19 protein-coding genes and 3 tRNA genes are annotated in these 18,440 nt (G+C 55.1%); 14 read left to right on the top strand and 8 right to left on the bottom strand.

Annotated features, from left to right (window positions below; genetic code table 11):
- Positions 1–244: 244 nt before the first annotated feature.
- The gene (hisC, locus tag QT230_RS20550) at positions 245–1,306 is read right to left on the bottom strand and encodes a histidinol-phosphate transaminase (protein WP_308324021.1); all 1,062 of its coding nucleotides are present in this window, start codon (positions 1,304–1,306) and stop codon (positions 245–247) included.
- Between the two features lie 166 nt (positions 1,307–1,472).
- On the opposite strand from hisC, the gene QT230_RS20545 reads away from it, so the two are divergent.
- From QT230_RS20545 to mnmH, 4 genes are all read left to right on the top strand, one after another.
- Positions 1,473–1,919, top strand: a complete 447-nt coding sequence (locus QT230_RS20545) for a copper resistance protein NlpE N-terminal domain-containing protein (protein ID WP_308324020.1) — start codon at positions 1,473–1,475, stop codon at positions 1,917–1,919.
- Between the two features lie 164 nt (positions 1,920–2,083).
- Complete coding sequence (radA, locus tag QT230_RS20540) at positions 2,084–3,454, top strand: DNA repair protein RadA (RefSeq protein WP_308324022.1); 1,371 nt, start codon at positions 2,084–2,086, stop codon at positions 3,452–3,454.
- A gap of 56 nt (positions 3,455–3,510) precedes the next feature.
- Positions 3,511–4,548, top strand: coding sequence for a selenide, water dikinase SelD (gene selD, locus QT230_RS20535; protein WP_308324019.1), 1,038 nt, complete (start codon positions 3,511–3,513; stop codon positions 4,546–4,548).
- Positions 4,549–4,559: 11 nt separating this feature from the next.
- On the top strand, positions 4,560–5,645 hold the full coding sequence (mnmH, locus tag QT230_RS20530; RefSeq protein ID WP_374694489.1) for a tRNA 2-selenouridine(34) synthase MnmH: 1,086 nt from the start codon (positions 4,560–4,562) through the stop codon (positions 5,643–5,645).
- A 21-nt stretch (positions 5,646–5,666) separates the two neighbouring features.
- Here mnmH and QT230_RS20525 read toward each other — a convergent pair whose 3' ends face one another.
- Positions 5,667–6,356 (bottom strand): type 1 glutamine amidotransferase, encoded by a 690-nt coding sequence (locus tag QT230_RS20525; RefSeq protein WP_308324017.1) that lies wholly within the window; start codon positions 6,354–6,356, stop codon positions 5,667–5,669.
- 123 nt (positions 6,357–6,479) lie between these two features.
- Between QT230_RS20525 and QT230_RS20520 the strand changes: the two genes are divergently transcribed.
- A complete protein-coding gene (locus QT230_RS20520) occupies positions 6,480–7,082 on the top strand; it encodes a YjaG family protein (protein ID WP_308324016.1) in 603 nt (200 codons plus the stop codon).
- A 3-nt stretch (positions 7,083–7,085) separates the two neighbouring features.
- On the opposite strand, the gene QT230_RS20515 is transcribed toward QT230_RS20520, so the two are convergent.
- The 5 genes from QT230_RS20515 to hisB form a co-directional block, all read right to left on the bottom strand.
- On the bottom strand, positions 7,086–7,592 hold the full coding sequence (locus tag QT230_RS20515; protein ID WP_308324015.1) for a hypothetical protein: 507 nt from the start codon (positions 7,590–7,592) through the stop codon (positions 7,086–7,088).
- A 28-nt stretch (positions 7,593–7,620) separates the two neighbouring features.
- Complete coding sequence (gene hisF / locus QT230_RS20510; protein WP_308324014.1) at positions 7,621–8,394, bottom strand: imidazole glycerol phosphate synthase subunit HisF; 774 nt, start codon at positions 8,392–8,394, stop codon at positions 7,621–7,623.
- Positions 8,391–9,137 carry a 1-(5-phosphoribosyl)-5-[(5-phosphoribosylamino)methylideneamino]imidazole-4-carboxamide isomerase gene (hisA, locus tag QT230_RS20505; protein WP_308324013.1) on the bottom strand — a complete coding sequence of 249 codons (747 nt, stop codon included), beginning with the start codon at positions 9,135–9,137 and terminating at the stop codon, positions 8,391–8,393. The genes hisF and hisA overlap by 4 nt, the downstream gene beginning before the upstream one ends.
- Before the next feature lie 11 nt (positions 9,138–9,148).
- A complete protein-coding gene (gene hisH, locus QT230_RS20500) occupies positions 9,149–9,790 on the bottom strand; it encodes an imidazole glycerol phosphate synthase subunit HisH (RefSeq protein ID WP_308324012.1) in 642 nt (213 codons plus the stop codon).
- Between the two features lie 76 nt (positions 9,791–9,866).
- Positions 9,867–10,460, bottom strand: coding sequence for an imidazoleglycerol-phosphate dehydratase HisB (gene hisB, locus QT230_RS20495; protein WP_308324011.1), 594 nt, complete (start codon positions 10,458–10,460; stop codon positions 9,867–9,869).
- 197 nt (positions 10,461–10,657) lie between these two features.
- Between hisB and QT230_RS20490 the strand changes: the two genes are divergently transcribed.
- From QT230_RS20490 to QT230_RS20460, 7 genes are all read left to right on the top strand, one after another.
- A complete protein-coding gene (locus QT230_RS20490) occupies positions 10,658–11,140 on the top strand; it encodes an acetyl-CoA sensor PanZ family protein (protein ID WP_308324010.1) in 483 nt (160 codons plus the stop codon).
- On the top strand, positions 11,140–13,479 hold the full coding sequence (locus QT230_RS20485; RefSeq protein ID WP_308324009.1) for an AsmA family protein: 2,340 nt from the start codon (positions 11,140–11,142) through the stop codon (positions 13,477–13,479). Before QT230_RS20490 ends, QT230_RS20485 begins: the two co-directional genes overlap by 1 nt.
- Before the next feature lie 161 nt (positions 13,480–13,640).
- Positions 13,641–14,735, top strand: coding sequence for an A/G-specific adenine glycosylase (mutY, locus tag QT230_RS20480; protein WP_308324008.1), 1,095 nt, complete (start codon positions 13,641–13,643; stop codon positions 14,733–14,735).
- A 58-nt stretch (positions 14,736–14,793) separates the two neighbouring features.
- Positions 14,794–15,069 carry an oxidative damage protection protein gene (locus QT230_RS20475; RefSeq protein WP_308324007.1) on the top strand — a complete coding sequence of 92 codons (276 nt, stop codon included), beginning with the start codon at positions 14,794–14,796 and terminating at the stop codon, positions 15,067–15,069.
- Positions 15,070–15,179: 110 nt separating this feature from the next.
- Positions 15,180–15,255 (top strand) — tRNA-Phe (locus tag QT230_RS20470).
- A gap of 5 nt (positions 15,256–15,260) precedes the next feature.
- Positions 15,261–15,335: transfer RNA gene (locus QT230_RS20465), tRNA-Gln, on the top strand.
- Between the two features lie 72 nt (positions 15,336–15,407).
- A tRNA-Thr gene (locus QT230_RS20460) sits at positions 15,408–15,483 on the top strand.
- A gap of 233 nt (positions 15,484–15,716) precedes the next feature.
- Here QT230_RS20460 and QT230_RS20455 read toward each other — a convergent pair.
- A complete protein-coding gene (locus tag QT230_RS20455) occupies positions 15,717–16,175 on the bottom strand; it encodes an META domain-containing protein (RefSeq protein ID WP_308324006.1) in 459 nt (152 codons plus the stop codon).
- A gap of 268 nt (positions 16,176–16,443) precedes the next feature.
- Between QT230_RS20455 and thpD the strand changes: the two genes are divergently transcribed.
- Both thpD and QT230_RS20445 read left to right on the top strand, forming a co-directional pair.
- Complete coding sequence (gene thpD, locus QT230_RS20450; RefSeq protein ID WP_308324005.1) at positions 16,444–17,442, top strand: ectoine hydroxylase; 999 nt, start codon at positions 16,444–16,446, stop codon at positions 17,440–17,442.
- A gap of 118 nt (positions 17,443–17,560) precedes the next feature.
- Positions 17,561–18,226 carry a fumarylacetoacetate hydrolase family protein gene (locus QT230_RS20445; protein WP_308324004.1) on the top strand — a complete coding sequence of 222 codons (666 nt, stop codon included), beginning with the start codon at positions 17,561–17,563 and terminating at the stop codon, positions 18,224–18,226.
- Positions 18,227–18,440: the final 214 nt, after the last annotated feature.

Here is an 18,440-nt window from a genome sequence, read left to right as displayed (position 1 = left end):
GTCATCGTCAGGCACTTATTATGAAAAATCCCCCAGGGCTGATGCCTTGGGGGATTTTTTTTGCGTAATGAGGCTGGTAAATCGTAAGTGGTGAATCGTGAGTAGAAAAGCCACACTCTGACCACTCACCACTCACCACTCACCACTCACCACTCACCACTCACCACTCACCACTCACCACTCACCACTCACCACTCACCACTCACCACTCACCACTCACCACTCACCACTCACCACTCACCCTTTACTGAAGAAGCATCTCTAATGCTTCAATCAGGCTATCCATCTCATCATCGGTACCGATGGTGATTCGAAGGAAGTTGTTAAGGTCTGAGGTATTAAAATGGCGCACCAGGATCCCCCGCTCGCGGAGGCCAGCAAATAGCTGCGCGCCTGCGTAGTCAGGGTGTTGGGCAAGCACAAAGTTAGCTTTAGAAGGCAATACCTCAAATCCCAGCGCTTCAAGGCGCTGTCGGGTGCGCTCACGGGTGGTAATCACATGCTCGCGGCAGGCTTCAAAATGCTCGGCATCTTTCAGTGCGGCGATGCCTACTAGGCTTGCCAAGCTATCGACTGGATAAGAGTTAAAGGAGTCTTTTACCCGCAGCAGACCATCAATCAACTCCTGTGAGCCCACAGCATAGCCCAACCGCAAACCTGCCAAACTGCGTGATTTGGAAAATGTGCCGGTGACTAGCAGGTTAGGGTAGCGATCAATTAGCGCTACAGCGCTCTCAGCGCCGAAGTCGACATACGCTTCATCAACTAGCACCACACGATCTGTGATCCGCTTAAGCAGCGCTTCAATGGCCTCCAGTGGGTGTGCATGGCCGGTAGGCGCATTCGGGTTGGCAAAGATAACGCCGCTGCGGAGCGTGTCTGCCGCCAGTGCATCAATATCGATTTCCCACTGTGCGTTAAGCGGATGTTTACGCAGTTCAACGCCATAAAGATTGGCGTAAACGGGATAAAAACTATAGGTGATCGTGGGTACGTCGAGTGGCGCGCCATGGCGGAAAAATGCCTGAAAGGCAAGCGCCAGAACCTCATCGGAACCGTTACCTACAAATACTTGACCGCTCGTTACCTTAAACGTCTCAGCTAACGCTTCACGCAGCGCAGCAGACGTCGGGTCGGGGTAGAGGCGTAGATGATCAGTGGCGTAATTGCGCAGCGCCTCACCGACACCCGGCGCCGGTGGGTAAGGATTTTCATTGGTATTGAGCTTAACAAGCTGCTCGCGGGGTTGTTCGCCTGGCACGTAGGGCGTAAGTTCGCGAACGGCCGGACTCCAGTATTGGCTCATGTGGGTAACCTGATTATCCTAGCAAGGTACACTATGGTCGCTTGAAGGCTACCTAAGCGCAAGCATTCGCAACGCAAGGGGTGTGCGTTGCACCTTGTAGCGGTTATGCTGTCATAAGTGCGCGTAAATAAATGTGATGTCCAACACGAGATTAAGGAGACACTCTATGCAACTTAAGAGTTTGCTGGCCGGTTCGGCTATGTTGGCACTATTGGCTGGCTGTGCAAGCGGCCCTATGGAACAGCCGCAAGAGGAAGCAGCTAGTGCACAGCAAAATTACCAGGGTTCACTACCTTGCCGTAATTGCGATGGTATCGATCTGGATGTCACGATGGTGGGTGAAGAGATGAGCCCAGCGGAAGAACGCACCTTCACGCTGAATGCCAGCTACCGTAACCACCCTCAGACCCCGCCGGACGAAAACTATGCGGGTAACTGGGAAGTGCTAACCGGTACACCGTCCGATCCAGACGCTACGGTGTACGAGCTGACGCCAGATGGCGATGGTCAAATCTACTACTTCATGCGTATTGATGAAAGCACGCTGGAATTGATTGATCCAGAGCGTCGCCGCTTTGAAAATGGTGAAATGCTGCAGCTAAAGCGTCGATAACGCGTTAGCCAGTAGTACAAAAGGCGGCCACTGGCCGCCTTTTGTGTTTGTAGCGGCGAATAGCGTAAGGCAGGCAGCAGTGAAACTGGTTTAAGAAATTGAGCGCTTGTGGCAACTCAGCGAAGATAGCCATAAAAGCCAGCAACATTAGGAGTGTAATGGCAGTGGCCAAAGCCAAAAGCGCCTTTGTATGCACCGAGTGCGGCGCCGAATATCGTAAATGGCAGGGGCAGTGCAGCAGTTGCCAAGAGTGGAATACGCTGAGTGAAGTACATTTAGCGAGCGCTCGCCCCGGCGGTGGTGCAGCCCCGGGCCGATCAGGCTATGCGGGGGATCTGTCGCGGGAAGTGATCGACCTGGGTAATGTGGATCTCAGCGAAGTGCCTCGCATGAGCTCCACATTCGCCGAGTTTGATCGTGTATTGGGCGGTGGGCTGGTACCCGGTTCGGCGGTGCTGTTGGGTGGTAATCCTGGTGCGGGTAAATCGACCTTGCTGTTACAAACGGCCTGCAAGCTGGCCCAGCAGCGGCGTATCCTCTATGTCACCGGAGAGGAATCGCTCTCCCAGGTCGCTATGCGTGCCCATCGCCTACAGCTGCCTACCAATGGCTTGAAAATGCTAGCCGAAACCAGCGTGGAAACCATCCTGGGGGTGGCTGAGCGGGAGAAACCAGAGATTCTGGTGATCGACTCCATCCAAACCATGCACCTGGAAGATATAGCTTCGGCACCGGGTGGTGTTGCCCAGGTGCGCGAGTCGGCCGCCGCGCTGACGCGCTTCGCCAAGAAGACCAATACCGTCTTATTACTGGTCGGGCACGTTACCAAAGACGGTTCACTGGCTGGCCCTAAAGTGCTTGAGCATATGATTGACGCCTCACTGTTACTGGAGGGTGGGGCAGACTCACGCTTTCGTACCCTGCGCGGGCAGAAGAACCGCTTCGGCGCCGTCAATGAGCTAGGCGTATTTGCCATGCTTGAACAGGGCCTTAAAGAGGTTAAAAACCCTAGCGCGATCTTTCTTTCCCGTCAGGAGCAGCAGGCGCCGGGAAGCTTAGTCATGGTGGTCTGGGAGGGCACACGGCCAATTTTGGTCGAGGTGCAGGCGCTGGTGGATGAGTCCGCGCTGGGCAATCCTCGCCGGGTAGCCGTCGGTGTGGATCAAAATCGTCTGGCCATGCTACTGGCAGTGCTTAATCGCCACGGCGGCCTGTTTACCGGCGACCAGGATGTGTTCTTAAACGTCGTCGGCGGTGTCAAAGTGCTCGAAACCAGCGCCGATCTGGCGGTGCTTCTAGCCGTGGTCTCTAGTTTGCAAAACCGGGCACTGCCCAAAGAGCTAGTGGTATTTGGCGAGGTTGGGCTTTCCGGCGAAATACGCCCGGTGCCCAGCGGGCAGGAGCGCATTGCCGAAGCGGCCAAGCACGGCTTTCTGCGTGCCATTGTGCCGCGCGCTAACGCCCCCAAACAAGCGCCCAAAGGCATGGAGGTAATCGCCGTGGATAAGCTCAGCGATGCACTGGATGCCCTGTAGTATGCATCATGCTGGGCTAAACTGATGATATTCCCCAAGTGCCAAGGAGAGACACGATGAGTTCGATTCGCTTGACCCAATATAGCCACGGAGCGGGCTGTGGCTGCAAAATCGCCCCGGATGTGCTGGATGGCATTCTTGCCAAGGCGGGGCCGGTGGCGGGCCATAAGCGGCTTATCGTCGGTAATCAAGGGCGCGAAGATGCGGCCGTCTACGATCTGGGCGATGGTCGCGGCATGATAGCCACCACAGACTTCTTTATGCCCATTGTCGATGACCCCTTCGATTTTGGGCGTATCGCGGCAACTAATGCCATCAGCGATGTTTACGCCATGGGCGGCACGCCAGTGATGGCGTTAGGCATTCTTGGCTGGCCGCTGGATAAGCTTAGCGCTGAAGTGGCGGGCGATGTCATGGCCGGCGCCCAGGCGGTGTGTCGCGAATTAGGCGTTGCCCTGGCGGGCGGTCACTCCATCGATGCGCCTGAGCCAATTTTCGGGCTCGCTGTGAACGGCTTGATCGACCTGGACAAGCTCAAGCTAAACAGCACCGCCAAGCCCGGTGACCTACTGTTTTTAACCAAACCGTTAGGCGTCGGTATGCTGACTACGGCAGAGAAACGCGGTTTGCTGGAAATGGGTCACCACGGGCTTGCCCGGGAAATCATGCTCAAGCCCAATAGCATTGGCGTGAAGCTTGCCGATGTGAAAGGGGTGAATGCTATGACCGATGTCACCGGTTTTGGTTTGGCAGGCCATCTTGCGGAAATGTGCCAAGCCAGCAGTGTGATGGCACAAATTGATTTCCGTAAGCTGCCACGTCTCGCTGAGGCGGAGTCGTATCGTCGCCGGGGCGCTGTGCCTGGCGGTACGCTGCGCAATCGTGACGCCCTGGGGAAAAGCCTTCCCGCAATGGATGACGTTCACTGGCAGTGGCTGTGCGATCCGCAAACCTCCGGCGGTTTGTTGCTAAGCGTTGACCCCGCCTGGGAAGATGACGTTGAGAGTATCGGCCGCGAATTTGGTCTGTCATTACACTCATTTGGGGTAATGAAAGCGCGTAAAGGTAACGCCTCCATTGAGGTGGTCGGGTGACGCTAGCCGCGATGCCAGCTACTACGCCAGCAGTACTAAGTTTAATCAGAGAAGAGCGACCGCTAATTGATGTGCGTGCTCCGGTGGAGTTTGCTCAAGGCGCGCTGCCTAGCGCAGTCAACCTGCCCTTAATGGTCGATGATGAGCGTCATCAGGTGGGTATTGCCTATAAAAAGCACGGACAAGCCGCGGCGATTGAGCTAGGCGAACGCTTGGTCAGCGGCGAGGTCAAGCAGGCGCGGATTGCAGCGTGGCGGGCGTATTTGGCCGATTATCCCGACGCGCTGATTTACTGTTTTCGTGGCGGACTCCGTTCACAAATCGCTCAGCAGTGGCTGGAAGAGGCCGGTATCTCAAGGCCGCGCCTGGAGGGTGGTTGGAAAGCCATGCGCCAAGCGCTCTGCGAACGTATCGACACGGCCGCGCTTCAGCCGATGTTGGTTGTCGCTGGGCTGACCGGGTGTGCGAAAACGACGTTGATTAATCAGCTCGATTACGGTGTCGATCTAGAGGCTTACGCGCACCATAAAGGCTCCGCTTTCGGACGCAGACCCGAAGAGCCAGCTACGCAAATTAACTTTGAGCATGCGCTGGCCAAGCGGTTAATTGGGCTGACGGCAGGGCTGGTCATCGAAGATGAGTCCCGTCAGATTGGCAGCGCCAATATTCCGCTGAATTTCTGGCGAGCGATGCAGCAAGCGCCGCGAGTGCGTATTGAAATGCCATTGGACTGGCGCCTCGCTCAGATTCAGCAGGACTATATTATCGATCTGGAGCAGGCCTACGTCGCTCGCCATGGCGACTATCAAGGCTGGCAATTAATGCAGGCACAGCTAAGCAACGCGCTTATTCGTTTAGGAAAACGCTTGGGTAATGCGCGTCTGCAGCGCTTACAGCGGCTGCAGGCGTTGGCCTTCAAGGAGCATGCCCAAGGTAACCCCCAAGCTCATGAAGCTTGGCTTGCGCCGCTGCTTACCGAGTATTATGACCCCCTTTACCGCTACCACTTAGAGAAGCAGCGCGACGCCGCTCCGCAGGAAATTCATGTGGGTGATTGGGATAGTTGCTTAGCAGCCGCCAGGCAGTGGTACCGCTGACGGCCATATTTCTTGCTGCGGTTACGCCGCTTTAAGCCACTGGGTCATGACGCGATCCAGTAGTGGCGCTAAATTGATAAAGCGGTTGGGGGTCTCAAGGATCTGCGTATCATCCTGAACATAGCGGGCGGTGGCAGGCGACGCACTGGGCCACTCGGCACTGCCCAGCAGCTGTTTTACGCTAGCCGCGGTGGCTTCCAGATGGCACAGCAGGCCGATGACGCGCCCCCTGTCCCAGACAAACCCTTGCAGCGGCGCTGCTTCGCTGCCGCCGAGAGGGAATGCATCGTCGGGGAGGCTGAAGACATAGCGGTGCCACATAAAAGCGCTGAAGGTTTCGGGTAAATCCAGTGAGCTTTCCGGCGCTAGGGTGACCGTATGCCAGCCTGTTTCAGTATAAGTACCCGGCGCAACCACCGAGCCCAGCGCCTGGGCTATCCAGTGTGCGCCTAGGCCAATACCCAGCAGCGGTTTTTGGCCGTCCAAATAACGGTTGATCAGTTTGTCTTCAGCCTTAAACCACGCCGGTGGTTGGCTGAGTAGCGCCTCTGGGCCATCAAGGACAACCAGCGCATCAGATTCGCTGGGGCGGGGTGTCAGCTCGCCTGCGTAGAGATGAAAAACGGTGTAACTATGGCCCATACTGGTTAGCCAGTCGGTTAAACGGGCGGGACCATGGTCAGGGCCGTGCTGTAGCAGATGAATATGCATGGTAATCTCCTCGCCGGCCGTACAATCATTAAGGCGCTAGGGGATCACCCCAAGCGTATAGAGACGATAACGTACCCGCCACTTTTCACCAATATCCCACGTCAAGCGATCCAGGAAATCAGTATGGTGTCTAAACCCCAGGGCTTTTACCAACGGTTGCAAGAACTCCCACTCCTCGCCCAGCAAGCTTTTATGGCGGCGCTGTGTGAGCGCTTGTTGCCTAACTATGTGCTCTATGAGCAAACTGCCGGTCACGGCGATAGCCATACGCTGCGTACCGTGCTGAGTTTGGTCTGGGAACGGCTTAATGTGCCTAATGCCAGTATCGATTTTGCCCGCCAGGCAGAAAAGCTAGCCGAATGTGAGCCACCAGAAGAGGATGACAGCTTTGGTGCCCGCCGTGCCCTGGATGCCGTAGTGTCGGTCTCGGCGCTGTTGGACACCCTACAGGGCGACTCCCCAGAAGCCGTGCTGGATGTTAGCCGCACATCGCGTGCGGGCGTGCGCGCCTTTATAGAGCTCACCGAAGGTGAAGTTGACGCGCAAGCGTTGGCACTGATTATTCGCGACCATCCGCTGATGGCCGATGAAAACGACTTTCAAGACGCGGTACTCGACACCGTCAGCGAACCGTTGGATAAAGCGGGGCTAAAAGAAGTGCGCGAATTAGGCCGCAATGAGGGGGTTAGTAACCTGGGTTTGTCGCTGGACGAAGTTGAGGAGTAGCGGCTAAAAACGCACCCCCGCAGTTATCATCATGCCAGCAGCGCCAAATACAATCAGGTCAGATTCAAATCGGCCCCACTGCACACCGATACTGGGGAGTGCTGCCGGCGCGATTTCCAAGTGATTGAGCGGAATTTTGTCGCGATACTCGCCTTTATATCCACGCAGGAGCCCACCGGTGAGTTTGGCGCGTACGTTTAAACTCTGATCGGTTTGCCAAAGGGGGAATTCCCGACCTGCATAGAAATACCAGGTGGGCTGATCAAAGGAGTTTTTGAACCAAGCCGCGCCCGCTAACCAGAGATTCGGATTATGTAGTTCAATGCTAATCAGGTCTTGCTGATTGGTATGGTCTGGATCGGGGCTAAAGTGGCGGGTATAAAGGCTGGTTTGCACCAGGGTATGATCCCACTCAAATGCCGGTGTCCAATCAGGTAGCGAGAATGCGGTAGCAGGCATACTAAACAGCAGGCCTGCTAGCCATCCCATCCATGGATGTAAGCGATACATTCGAAGATCCTGGTTAATGAAGGGCATTTTAAAGCCGCATTTCGATGCCGCGTTCGGCCATATAGCGCTTAGCTTCAGGAATGGTGTACTCGCCAAAGTGGAAGATACTCGCGGCCAGCACCGCGTCGGCGCCACCTTTGAGCACTCCATCCACGAAGTGGTCCAGATTGCCAACACCGCCCGAGGCAATCACTGGCACGCTCACCGCTTCGGAAATCGCCTGGGTCACGCCTAGGTCGAAACCCACCTTGGTGCCATCGCGATCCATGCTGGTGAGCAGTAGTTCTCCTGCGCCGAACTCCACCATCTTCTTCGCCCACTCAACGGCGTCTAAGCCCGTTGGGCGGCGGCCGCCGTGGGTGAATATCTCCCAGCGGGGCGTTTCGCCTTTCTCAGAAACCCGTTTGGCGTCAATCGCTACCACAATGCACTGACTGCCAAATCGACCGGCGGCTTCGCGTACAAATTCAGGGTTGGTTACTGCCGCAGTGTTGATCGAGACTTTGTCTGCCCCAGCGTTCAGCATGGTGCGTATATCAGCACAGCTGCGAATGCCGCCACCGACGGTCAGCGGGATAAACACTTCGCCAGCAATGCGTTCGACCATCTCCACCGTGGTGTCGCGGTCTTCGTGGCTGGCGGTAATATCGAGAAAGGTAATCTCGTCGGCGCCCTGCTGGTTGTAGCGTTGGGCAATCTCTACCGGGTCGCCGGCATCGCGAATGCCGACAAAATTGACGCCTTTGACCACACGTCCGGCGTCTACGTCCAGGCAGGGGATAATGCGTTTGGTAAGGCTCATGAGCCGCCTCCCGTCAGTTGGTCGCTCAATCGCTGGGCTTCGGCAACATCCAGGCTGCCTTCATAAATCGCCCGGCCAGTGATCGCGCCCAAAATGCCGCTATCAGCGACGTTGCAGAGTGCTGTTATGTCGTCCAGGTTGGTCACACCACCCGAAGCGATGACGGGCAAACCGCCTTCACGGGCCAGCTGCGCGGTGGCTTCTACGTTGACGCCCTGCATCATGCCATCGCGGGCAATGTCGGTGTAGACGATGCTGGATACGCCATCGTTGGCGAATCGTTTGGCCAGCTCGGTGGCCTTGACCGTAGAGACCTCGGCCCAGCCGTCGGTGGCGACATAGCCATCTTTGGCATCCAGCCCGACAATCACATGGCCGGGGAAGGCGCGGCACATCTCACCCACAAACGCAGGCTCTTTTACCGCTTTGGTGCCGATGATCACGTAGGAGACACCAGCACTTAAGTAGTGCTCAATGGTTTCCGCACTGCGGATGCCGCCACCAATTTGGATTGGTAGGTTGGGGTAGGCGCGAGCAATGGCCGTGACAGCGTCGCCATTCACCGGTTTGCCTTCAAAGGCGCCGTTCAAATCGACTAAGTGAAGGCGGCGGGCGCCAGCTTCGACCCAGCGCGCCGCCATGGCCACCGGATCATCGCCGTAAGAGGTTGCGTCATCCATGCGGCCCTGCTTTAACCGGACACACTGGCCGTCTTTGAGATCAATAGCGGGAATTACCAACATAAACAATCCTCTCAGGGCGTCCAGGTGACAAAATTTTCAAGCAGGCGAAGGCCCGCACTGGAGCTTTTTTCCGGGTGGAACTGCACCGCGAAGGTCGCGTCCCGGCCAATGGCCACGTGAGCGCTTACCTTGCCGTATTGGGTCGTGCCAAACACCTGGGCATCTTCCGCGGCATTCACGTAGTAGCTGTGCACAAAGTAGAAGTGCTCGCGGTTATCTATACCGGCCCACATAGGGTGTTCATGATGCTGCTCGACCACGTTCCAGCCCATATGGGGTACTTTCAAGCGCTGCTCGTGTGCGTCGCGCATATCGCCCGGAAAGCGGTCCACGCTGCCTTTAAAGAAGCCCAGGCACTCAACACCGCCATTCTCTTCGCTACGCTCCAGCAGCATCTGCTGACCCACGCAGATACCCAGCAGCGGTTTGGCTTGGCGGGTTAAAATATCGTCCACCAGCCCGCGTAATTCGGTGCGTTCAAGTTCGCCAACGCAGTCGCGAATAGCACCTTGACCGGGCAGAACCAAGCGCGTTGCGCCAAGAATGCGACGCGGGTCGCGAGTAATAACGACATTCTCATGGGTCACATGCTCCAGCGCTTTGGCCACGGAATGCAAATTACCCATTCCATAGTCGATTACAGCAATGGTCATGAAGCGCTCCTTGGAGAAGTAGACAAAGTAGGGCTAACGGCACAGCCCGTGGCATCACGCAAGATACGGCGCAGCATCACAAACTCCCTTTGGTGGAGGGCATTTTGCCTGCCATGCGAGGGTCTTCTGCCACGGCCATGCGTAGCGCCCGACCAAAGGCCTTAAAAATCGTTTCCGCCTGATGGTGAGCATTAAAACCTTTTATATTGTCGATATGCAGCGTGACGTGGGCATGGTTGACGAAGCCTTGGAAAAACTCCCAGAACAGCTGAGTATCCATACTGCCGATGGTATCGCGAGTAAACTCTACGTTCATGTGCAGTCCTGCCCGACCGGAAAAGTCGATCACCACGCGCGAGAGCGCTTCATCAAGGGGCACATAGGCATGCCCATAGCGATAAATGCCGCGTTTATCGCCAATCGCTGCAAAAAACGCCTGACCTAGCGTAATACCCAGGTCTTCTACGGTATGGTGGTCGTCAATATGCAGGTCGCCAGTGGCGTTGATGTCGAGATCGATCATCCCGTGGCGGGCAACTTGATCAAGCATATGATCCAGAAACGGAACGCCGGTTTGGCAATTGAGACGGCCTTCGCCGTCGAGATTGACGCTGACCTTGATCTGCGTTTCGTTGGTGTCACGGCTAACCGTGGCAATACGCGCTGACATGTTGCATCTCCTGCGCTAAGGCGCACTCTGAGGGACGGTCGATGGCTCTGCATCAACTTACCATTATTTGATCAGCCTATGGCGAAGCGACCATTATAGTGAATCGGCGCCTTCATCCGCTACAATGCGCGAAATGTAGCCGCAATCAATTGCGGCAGAAATAGCAGCTAGGCTGCTTTGGCGAAGAGGATTTCACCATGCCGGTGACACTGCACTACGTCGACCAGGCCCGCTGGGAAGCCGATGAGCAGGTGCGCCTTGATCTGGTGCGCATCTACCAGGATGCGCCCCAAGAGCGTATGCCTACCCCAACGGTTGAACCGTTTATTGAGCAGCATTTTGCTGGTCAGCACTTTTTTGCCTGCGCCCATTTTAATGATCGGCTGCTGGGAGCCGTGGCCGTGCAGGAAGGGGACGACCGGGCGTGGTGGTTGTCTGAACTCTGCGTGCGCAAAACGACCCGACGTCGCGGTGTTGGTTCGCGCTTAATGGCGCTGCTCGGCGAGCAAGCCAAACAGGAAGGTCGCGTGTTGCGGATCGAAACGTCTTCTTTGCCATTGGCTGACCGCGTGCTGCTCTCCAAGTTAGGCTATCGGCCAATGGTCAATCCAGAAGCTCCGGCAGCGGGCCAGCCCGCCACCAGCGATTTTGTTGAGCTAGACCCACAAGGGAAAGGGTAATGAAACAGTTATTGCGTATTTTGTTGGCAGCGATCGGCATTCTAGCCATCGTTGCGGTCGCTGCCGTGGTCTATGTGACCACCTTTCTGGATCCAGAAGACTTCAAACCCCGCTTAACCGCTGTTGTGGAGGAGCAAACCGGGCTCAACTTAGCGCTGGAAGGCCCGATTACTTGGTCGTTTTACCCACGTATCGGGGTCAGCGTCGAGAAAGCCCGTGCCTGGCTTCCCGAGCAAGCAGAAGAAAGCGCTGCTTTTGCAGCCATTGACCGCGCCGAAGTGAGCGTTGCCTTCGGCCCGTTACTACGCGGAGAAATTGCCGTTGATGGCCTCACGCTGGACGGTATGCGCCTGAACCTGGAGCGTGACGCCAACGGTGAAGGTAACTGGGAGCCACTGCTAGAGCGCCTTTCCGAGCATAACGAAGGCGCAGCTGAAACAGTACTGGCGCCTGCCAGCGCTGGCCCCAATGCCGATGCCGGGAGCCTGGAGGTCGTCTTGAGCATCGCTAGTGTGGAAGTTAAAAATGCCGATATCCGCTTCCGCGATGCGCAAACTCAAGCACTGTGGCGCATGCAGCCCCTGAATATTTCGGGTAGCAATGTTAACCCGGTGCGTGCCTTCCCGCTTAAAGCCATGTTCACCCTGACCAAGCATAATCGCCTTGACGCTGAGGCGCTTGAACGTACACCGGATCTGACCAGTGAGATCAATCTGGAAACGCGCGTGCGGCTTGGCTTGGTGGATGAGCTTTTCGTGCTTGAAAATATGGCGCTCACCACTCGCACTCATAGCGGTGCAGAAGGTGAACCCCAGCAGCTTAGCTTGAAAGCCGCCGAGCTAGTGGCCCGAATGGGCGAACAGCAACTCTCCATTAAAGAAGGACTGCTGGAAACAGGTCTGCGCAATGCGGATAACTGGCAGGGCAGTTTAGCGCTGGCGCTCGCCTTTGGCTTAGAGAGCGATTGGCAGGCGCAAACCGCTCAGCTTAAAGATTTGCAGCTAACAGGGCCAGACAATCTGCGTATGAGCGGGCATCTTAATGTAGAGCAATTGCTCGACGCCCCACGCTACCGTGGTCAGATAACGGCTGCTCCCTTCACGCTGCGCCCCTGGCTTGCGCGAGCGGGCATTACTTTAACCACAGCGGGCGATGCCGCGCTGAGTGATGTCGCCATGACCAGCCCGTTAGAAGGTGACGCCGAGCAGCTCTCCCTGCCCAGCCTCTCGCTGGTGGTGGACGACAGTACTTTTACCGGTGAACTCGCGGCAGCGCTAGATGGCTCCCGGCTCGCGTTTGATTTAGAAGGCGACCAGTTAACCCTCGATCGCTACTTACCTGGCGCCGCCACCGCCGAGCAGGCAAGCCGCGGCTTGCTGCGCAGGGCCTTTGCGCAGGATACCCAAACGCTACTGCCGCAATCCTTTCTCCGCGATCTAGCCTTAGAGGGGGATTTACGCGTCGATACACTCGTCCTTGATGGATTAACGTTCAATAACCCAAGCTTGCAACTGCGCGGCGAAGACGGCATTCATCGACTAACAGCATTTGAATCTGGCTTCTACGAAGGAGAGCTCAACGCCACTGGCCAAATCGATGCCACTGATTCGGTACTTGCATGGACGCTCTCGCCGACCATTGGCAATGTGCAGATAGCGCCGTTGATTGAAGCGATCAGTGAAGTGGAGAAGGCATCACCGCTGCGTGGGCGCTTTAATCTCTCAGGCGACCTGACTAGCCTTGGAAACACCCGTGAATCACTCATCAGCAATCTTAATGGTGAGCTAACGGCTCGTCTCAACGACGGCGCGATTTTAAATACCAATATTTCTCAGCAAATGTGCGAGTTGGCAGCGCAGTTGGAGGGTGAAGGCACCCTGCGCGATTGGCATACCGATACTCGCTTTGAGCGTTTTGACGCTACCTTCCAAATTAGCAACGGTTTAGTGGAAAGTGACGACCTACTGATCACCTTGCCGGGTATCGATGTACAGGGTGAAGGTGAGCTAAATCTTACTAGTTTGAACTTCGATACCCGCGCCAATGCCCGTTTGGTCGATACCGCAGATGCAGCCTGCGAAGTTAATCCGCGCTTGGAGCAACTGCCGCTACCGGTGCGCTGTGAAGGCCACCTGGGCGACGAAAAGACAGAGTGGTGCCGCTTTGACAGTCAAGCGTTCCAAACGGCAATGGTCGACCTGCTACGCAGCGAAGCCGGGAATCGTGCTGATGAAGAGCTGGAAGAGCGTTTAGGCGAGACAATGGAAAAATTAGATGAAAAGCTCGGCGAAGGCGCCAGTAAGGAACTTCGCGACGGCCTGCGTAGTTTGTTTAACTGAGCCTGTTTAACTGAGCCTGTTTAACTGATCCTGTTTAACTGAGCCTGTTTAACTGAGCATCCACGCAAGACCTGATCCCATGCGATAATGACTGCGCTGGCCTAAAACGCCGGCGCTTTTTTTATTCGTATTTTGTACCCTTTTCTGTTTAAGGAGCGTGCATGGCCGATATGCCCACGCCGCGGCTGGCGGCAGATGAATTTCAACGCCGCCTGTTGGCTTGGTTTGACCGTTATGGCCGCCACGACCTGCCGTGGCAGTCGCCGCGTAGCGCCTATCGCGTTTGGGTCTCAGAAATCATGCTGCAACAAACCCAGGTCGCCACCGTGATTGGCTATTTTGAGCGCTTCATGGCGCGCTTTCCCACCCTGAAAAGCCTCGCCACTGCACGCCAAGATGAAGTGCTGCACTTATGGACCGGCCTTGGCTACTACGCCCGCGCGCGCAATTTGCATAAAGCCGCCCAGGTCGCGCTAGCCGAGCACGGTGGAGAGCTACCGGTGGACAGAGTCGAGTCGTTAATGGCGCTCCCCGGCGTTGGCCGCTCCACCGCTGGCGCTATCATTGCGCAAAGCACAGGGCTGCGGGCCGCGATTCTAGATGGCAATGTAAAGCGCTCGCTCACTCGACTGCATGCGCTACCCGGCTGGCCGGGCAAGCCAGCCGTGGAGCGAAAGCTTTGGGCGCTCGCCGAGTACTACACGCCAACTGAGCGACTGGCTGATTACACCCAGGCGATGATGGATTTTGGCGCCACACTATGTAAACGCAGCCAGCCTGACTGCCTTAGCTGCCCGTTTAACGATGTCTGTTTGGCCTACGCGCAAGGCGAGACAAAGCGCTACCCGGAATCCAAACCGAAAAAAACGCTGCCAACACGGCAGACGATTATGTTGATGCTGCGTGATTCAGAAGGGCGGGTGTGGTTAGAAAGGCGCCCGCCCAGTGGCCTTTGGGGCGGACTATGGAGCCTGCCGCAGTTTGACAAACACAGCGAACTCAACGACTGGTTGGAAGCTCATGTGGTTAATCCTGAGTGCGAGCCTACATCGCCGAGCTTTTACCACACCTTCAGCCATTTTCGCTTAGAGATTACCCCGCAACCGGTGACCTGCGATAGGCTGGGGGGCGTTCGTGAAAGCGGCGTATGGTACGACATTGACCATCCGCCCGCGCTGGGCCTCGCTGCCCCGGTTAAAGCGCTGCTCAGCCAGCTAACACCCTTTAGCCTCAATCCAACACCGGGCCACGCGTAAGCGTTGTAAGCTGGTTGGATGAGGTCACGGAATCAAATTGCAGAACCAGGAGCACGTTATGAGCAATACCGTTTTTTGCCGCAAGTACCAAAAAGAGCTAGAAGCACTGCCATTTCCGCCTTTGCCGGGTAAACAGGGTCAAGAAATTCAGGCAACGGTCTCTAAACCTGCTTGGGAAGCTTGGCAGTCGCTGCAAACCCGCCTAATTAATGAGAAACACCTGAATATGCTCGATCCGGAATCTCGCGCGTATTTAATGGATCAGATGCAGCGCTTCCTAGATAACCAGGAGACCGACCAAGCCGAAGGGTATGTACCGCCCACTCAGGCATAAACTAATCCATGTTTAGGACAAAACACCCCTAAGCACCGGTATCGCAAGAAAGTTTCACAAAGGTGTTGACGAAAAGCGGCGATTTTAGTTTAATACGCACCGTTGGCAGCGGCCAGATAGCTCAGTTGGTAGAGCAGGGGATTGAAAATCCCCGTGTCGGCGGTTCGATTCCGTCTCTGGCCACCAAACGTTGGGGTATCGCCAAGTGGTAAGGCACCGCTTTTTGGTAGCGGCATTCCCAGGTTCGAATCCTGGTACCCCAGCCATTGCCAACAAAATTTCTTGTTGATTGCAGAGCCTAACAGCGAAGCAGTCATTTTCTCAAGGAAACGTGAAGCGCCGACATAGCTCAGTTGGTAGAGCAACTGACTTGTAATCAGTAGGTCCCGGGTTCGACTCCTGGTGTCGGCACCACTAAAAGTGGTTAAAAGTTAAACGTTAGAGAATTAGATGAAGCCGTCCGAAAGGGCGGCTTTTTTGCATATGTCATATTCATACTGGAACATTGGTTATTCACGCCCTTTGTTTTGATTGGTATGTGGATAGCGCGTTGTACTCCGGGTTGTTTTCGTCAAAGTATGCGTCTTAACAGCAGTGCTGTTTTATAACTTGAACAATAAAGCCATTTGAGATTGCTGTTCATTTATTTAATAAAGATGCACTGCTTCAAAGGCGGCCAGTGTTTTATTATTATCGCCTGTCAGTACGAGCGTCGCGCCGTTCACGCTCCATGCTGTTACCTGCTTGAGCGCTGCAAGAAACGCTTGCTCAGTTTTCATTTGGGGTGCTGGGCAGGCCATTTTGGTGGTGGCGACTTGGCTGAAGGTGATGCGCTCGCTTACCACACGATAGCTGCCCATCAGTTTATTACAGCCGCTATTGCCCGCTAAGCGCGAGGCCTCTTGGTGAAGTACCATGTGGGCCTCACGAAAATTTTCATGCGTGGCGACTGGAGAGCCATCAAGCCTCACCAACCTCCAGTAGGTGTTAATCAAGGTTTCATCAGGGCGATGGGCTGTCTCGTGGCTATCCATGGCTGCTGAAGAGCACCCGGCAGTTATTAATAAGGCACCGATAAATCCATAAAGGGTTAGTCGCTTTTTCAAAGTCTGATTCCTTATTCAGTTAAATGAAAACGTTATAGCCCTTAGCCGCAAATGTTGTGGAGTCGAGTTTGCTTTTTAGGTAACTAATTGCCAGAAAAGCCACTCTTCAATTTTTTTCACGTAACCTACGTTATCAAACCGGAAATCATGCCTTGCGGAGAAATTCTAGTCGACTAGGCTACTCCCTGCACAATGGTTTAACCGTTCATTGTCATAAATATTTGCAATACCTTCGATCTGAAACCTAATCATACAAGGAGTGGATTAGATGACAGTCAAAAGTACACCACTACATACCGTAACCGCCCATAAGCAGTATAGCGAAATGGCCGATGCGCCGAATGTTCACGGCACACAGGCTACGCGTGCACAGGTACAGGATGTTTACCCGTCGCGCTTAGCCACACCCCCTGCACAAACTTGGCTCCCGCGCCAAGATGCGGTGGTCAAGGGGCGCGAGCTTTCCGGCCCGTTAAGCCAAGCGCAGCTTGATGAATTTGAGCGTAAGGGGTTTCTGTTTATTCCTAACCTCATTGCAGGCGAAGAGCTTGATGAGCTGCGTCAGGAAATGAAGGCGCTGATGAGCAACGAGGAGTACCTCAATCAAGATTTCAGCGTCACTGAGCCAGAGAGCCAGGAAATCCGTTCGCTCTTTGCAGTGCACTTTCTCTCCGAGCGCTTGGGCAAGCTGGCCAGCGATGAGCGTGTCGCGGGCGCTGCTCGTCAAATTATTGGCGGCGATCCTTATGTGCATCAATCGCGGATTAACTACAAGCCTGGGTTTGCCGGTAAGGGCTTTAATTGGCACTCCGATTTTGAAACGTGGCACGCCGAAGATGGCATGCCCGCAATGCACGCAGTTAGCGCATCGCTGATCTTAACCGATAACCACGAGTTCAACGGCCCGTTAATGTTGATCCCCGGCTCGCACAAAAAGTTTGTGCCCTGCCTGGGTGAAACGCCGGAGGATAACCACAAAAGTTCGCTGAAGGCGCAGGAAGTGGGCGTGCCCAGCCCAGAGGCGCTGGCCGAGCTAGTGGCCGAACACGGTATTGAAGCACCCAAAGGTAAGGCAGGCGGCTTGTTACTGTTCGATTGCAATACCCTGCATGCCTCGAACGCTAACCTGTCACCCGACCCGCGAAGCAACGTGTTCTTTGTATTTAACCGTCACGATAATCGTTGCCAAGCGCCTTATGCGGCGGCTCAACAACGCCCAGACTTCTTGGCTCATAGTCCTGATCAACCGACGCAACAATATCGCTAACCCGAAGTAGGGAAACAAATTCATGGCCGAAGGGTGTGGAACCTTCGTCTAGGTGGGGTAAACTGTTGCGCCTGTCGTTGCGAATGCGGCACGCATAATGAGAAGGAGAATACCCGCCATGCGTTTTGTTCTACAGTTTACTGATGGCCAGGAGTTTCCCCACACGCTGGGCAAGGTTGTCTGCATCGGCCGTAATTATGCTGATCATGCGAAAGAACTGGATAATCCGGTTCCTACTGAACCGCTGCTATTCATCAAACCAGCGACAAGCGTTGTGGATCTAACCAAGCCGTTGGATCCCCCGTTTTCCCGTGGCGATGTGCATTACGAAGTAGAGCTAGCTCTGCTGGTGGGTGAAACCTTAACTCATGCCACCCTGGATGAAGCCGAGCGCGCGATTGTCGGTATCGGGCTGGCAATGGATTTAACCCTACGTGATGTACAAACAAAGCTAAAGGAGAAGGGGCACCCGTGGGAGATTGCCAAAGCCTTTGATGGCGCTTGCCCGCTCTCGTCATTTCTACCACTGAGTCGTGTTCCTAACTGGAACGCGCTGGCTTTCACCCTTGAGATTGATGGAGAAGAGCGTCAGCACGGCGAGGGCGCTGATATGATCTTTGCGGTACCCACCTTAGTGGCAGAAATGAGCCGCCACTTTACCTTGGAACCGGGCGACGTGATTTTAACCGGTACGCCTTCAGGTGTGGGGGAACTGGTGCGTGGTTCAAAACTGCGCTTAACCTTGACCGGTGGGTTGGAAATTGAAACCAGCGTCGTCGAGTAAATAAAGAGTTGATCCACAAACAGTGAAGTAGATAGCCCGCCACAAGCATTCGCTATCGTTAAACTCAATAGAAGCGCCACCCGTTAACTGAACTGCACCCCGAAAGTTGGACGCTCAATCCAACCTTCGGGGTGTTTTTATGAGTAAGCAATACAACGAGGATTTTAAGCTGCTGCTGGTGCAACAGTATTTACGCGATCACACGAGCTTAAAG

This window comes from Halomonas sp. SpR8 (assembly GCF_031010195.1).
Taxonomy (GTDB): domain Bacteria; phylum Pseudomonadota; class Gammaproteobacteria; order Pseudomonadales; family Halomonadaceae; genus Vreelandella.
This window is presented reverse-complemented; position numbering and strand designations above follow the sequence as displayed.

Excerpts from the sequence above, each read along its gene's own strand:
- QT230_RS20445 (WP_308324004.1), top strand. The coding sequence starts at position 17,561 with ATGCGTTTTGTTCTACAGTTTACTGATGGCCAGGAGTTTCCCCACACG.
- QT230_RS20515 (WP_308324015.1), bottom strand. The coding sequence starts at position 7,592 with ATGTATCGCTTACATCCATGGATGGGATGGCTAGCAGGCCTGCTGTTT.
- QT230_RS20525 (WP_308324017.1), bottom strand. The coding sequence starts at position 6,356 with ATGCATATTCATCTGCTACAGCACGGCCCTGACCATGGTCCCGCCCGT.
- QT230_RS20475 (WP_308324007.1), top strand. The coding sequence starts at position 14,794 with ATGAGCAATACCGTTTTTTGCCGCAAGTACCAAAAAGAGCTAGAAGCA.
- mnmH (WP_374694489.1), top strand. The coding sequence starts at position 4,560 with ATGCCAGCTACTACGCCAGCAGTACTAAGTTTAATCAGAGAAGAGCGA.
- thpD (WP_308324005.1), top strand. The coding sequence starts at position 16,444 with ATGACAGTCAAAAGTACACCACTACATACCGTAACCGCCCATAAGCAG.
- selD (WP_308324019.1), top strand. The coding sequence starts at position 3,511 with ATGAGTTCGATTCGCTTGACCCAATATAGCCACGGAGCGGGCTGTGGC.
- hisC (WP_308324021.1), bottom strand. The coding sequence starts at position 1,306 with ATGAGCCAATACTGGAGTCCGGCCGTTCGCGAACTTACGCCCTACGTG.
- hisF (WP_308324014.1), bottom strand. The coding sequence starts at position 8,394 with ATGAGCCTTACCAAACGCATTATCCCCTGCCTGGACGTAGACGCCGGA.
- hisH (WP_308324012.1), bottom strand. The coding sequence starts at position 9,790 with ATGACCATTGCTGTAATCGACTATGGAATGGGTAATTTGCATTCCGTG.
- mutY (WP_308324008.1), top strand. The coding sequence starts at position 13,641 with ATGGCCGATATGCCCACGCCGCGGCTGGCGGCAGATGAATTTCAACGC.
- QT230_RS20520 (WP_308324016.1), top strand. The coding sequence starts at position 6,480 with ATGGTGTCTAAACCCCAGGGCTTTTACCAACGGTTGCAAGAACTCCCA.
- hisA (WP_308324013.1), bottom strand. The coding sequence starts at position 9,137 with ATGTTGGTAATTCCCGCTATTGATCTCAAAGACGGCCAGTGTGTCCGG.
- QT230_RS20485 (WP_308324009.1), top strand. The coding sequence starts at position 11,140 with ATGAAACAGTTATTGCGTATTTTGTTGGCAGCGATCGGCATTCTAGCC.
- QT230_RS20490 (WP_308324010.1), top strand. The coding sequence starts at position 10,658 with ATGCCGGTGACACTGCACTACGTCGACCAGGCCCGCTGGGAAGCCGAT.
- hisB (WP_308324011.1), bottom strand. The coding sequence starts at position 10,460 with ATGTCAGCGCGTATTGCCACGGTTAGCCGTGACACCAACGAAACGCAG.
- QT230_RS20545 (WP_308324020.1), top strand. The coding sequence starts at position 1,473 with ATGCAACTTAAGAGTTTGCTGGCCGGTTCGGCTATGTTGGCACTATTG.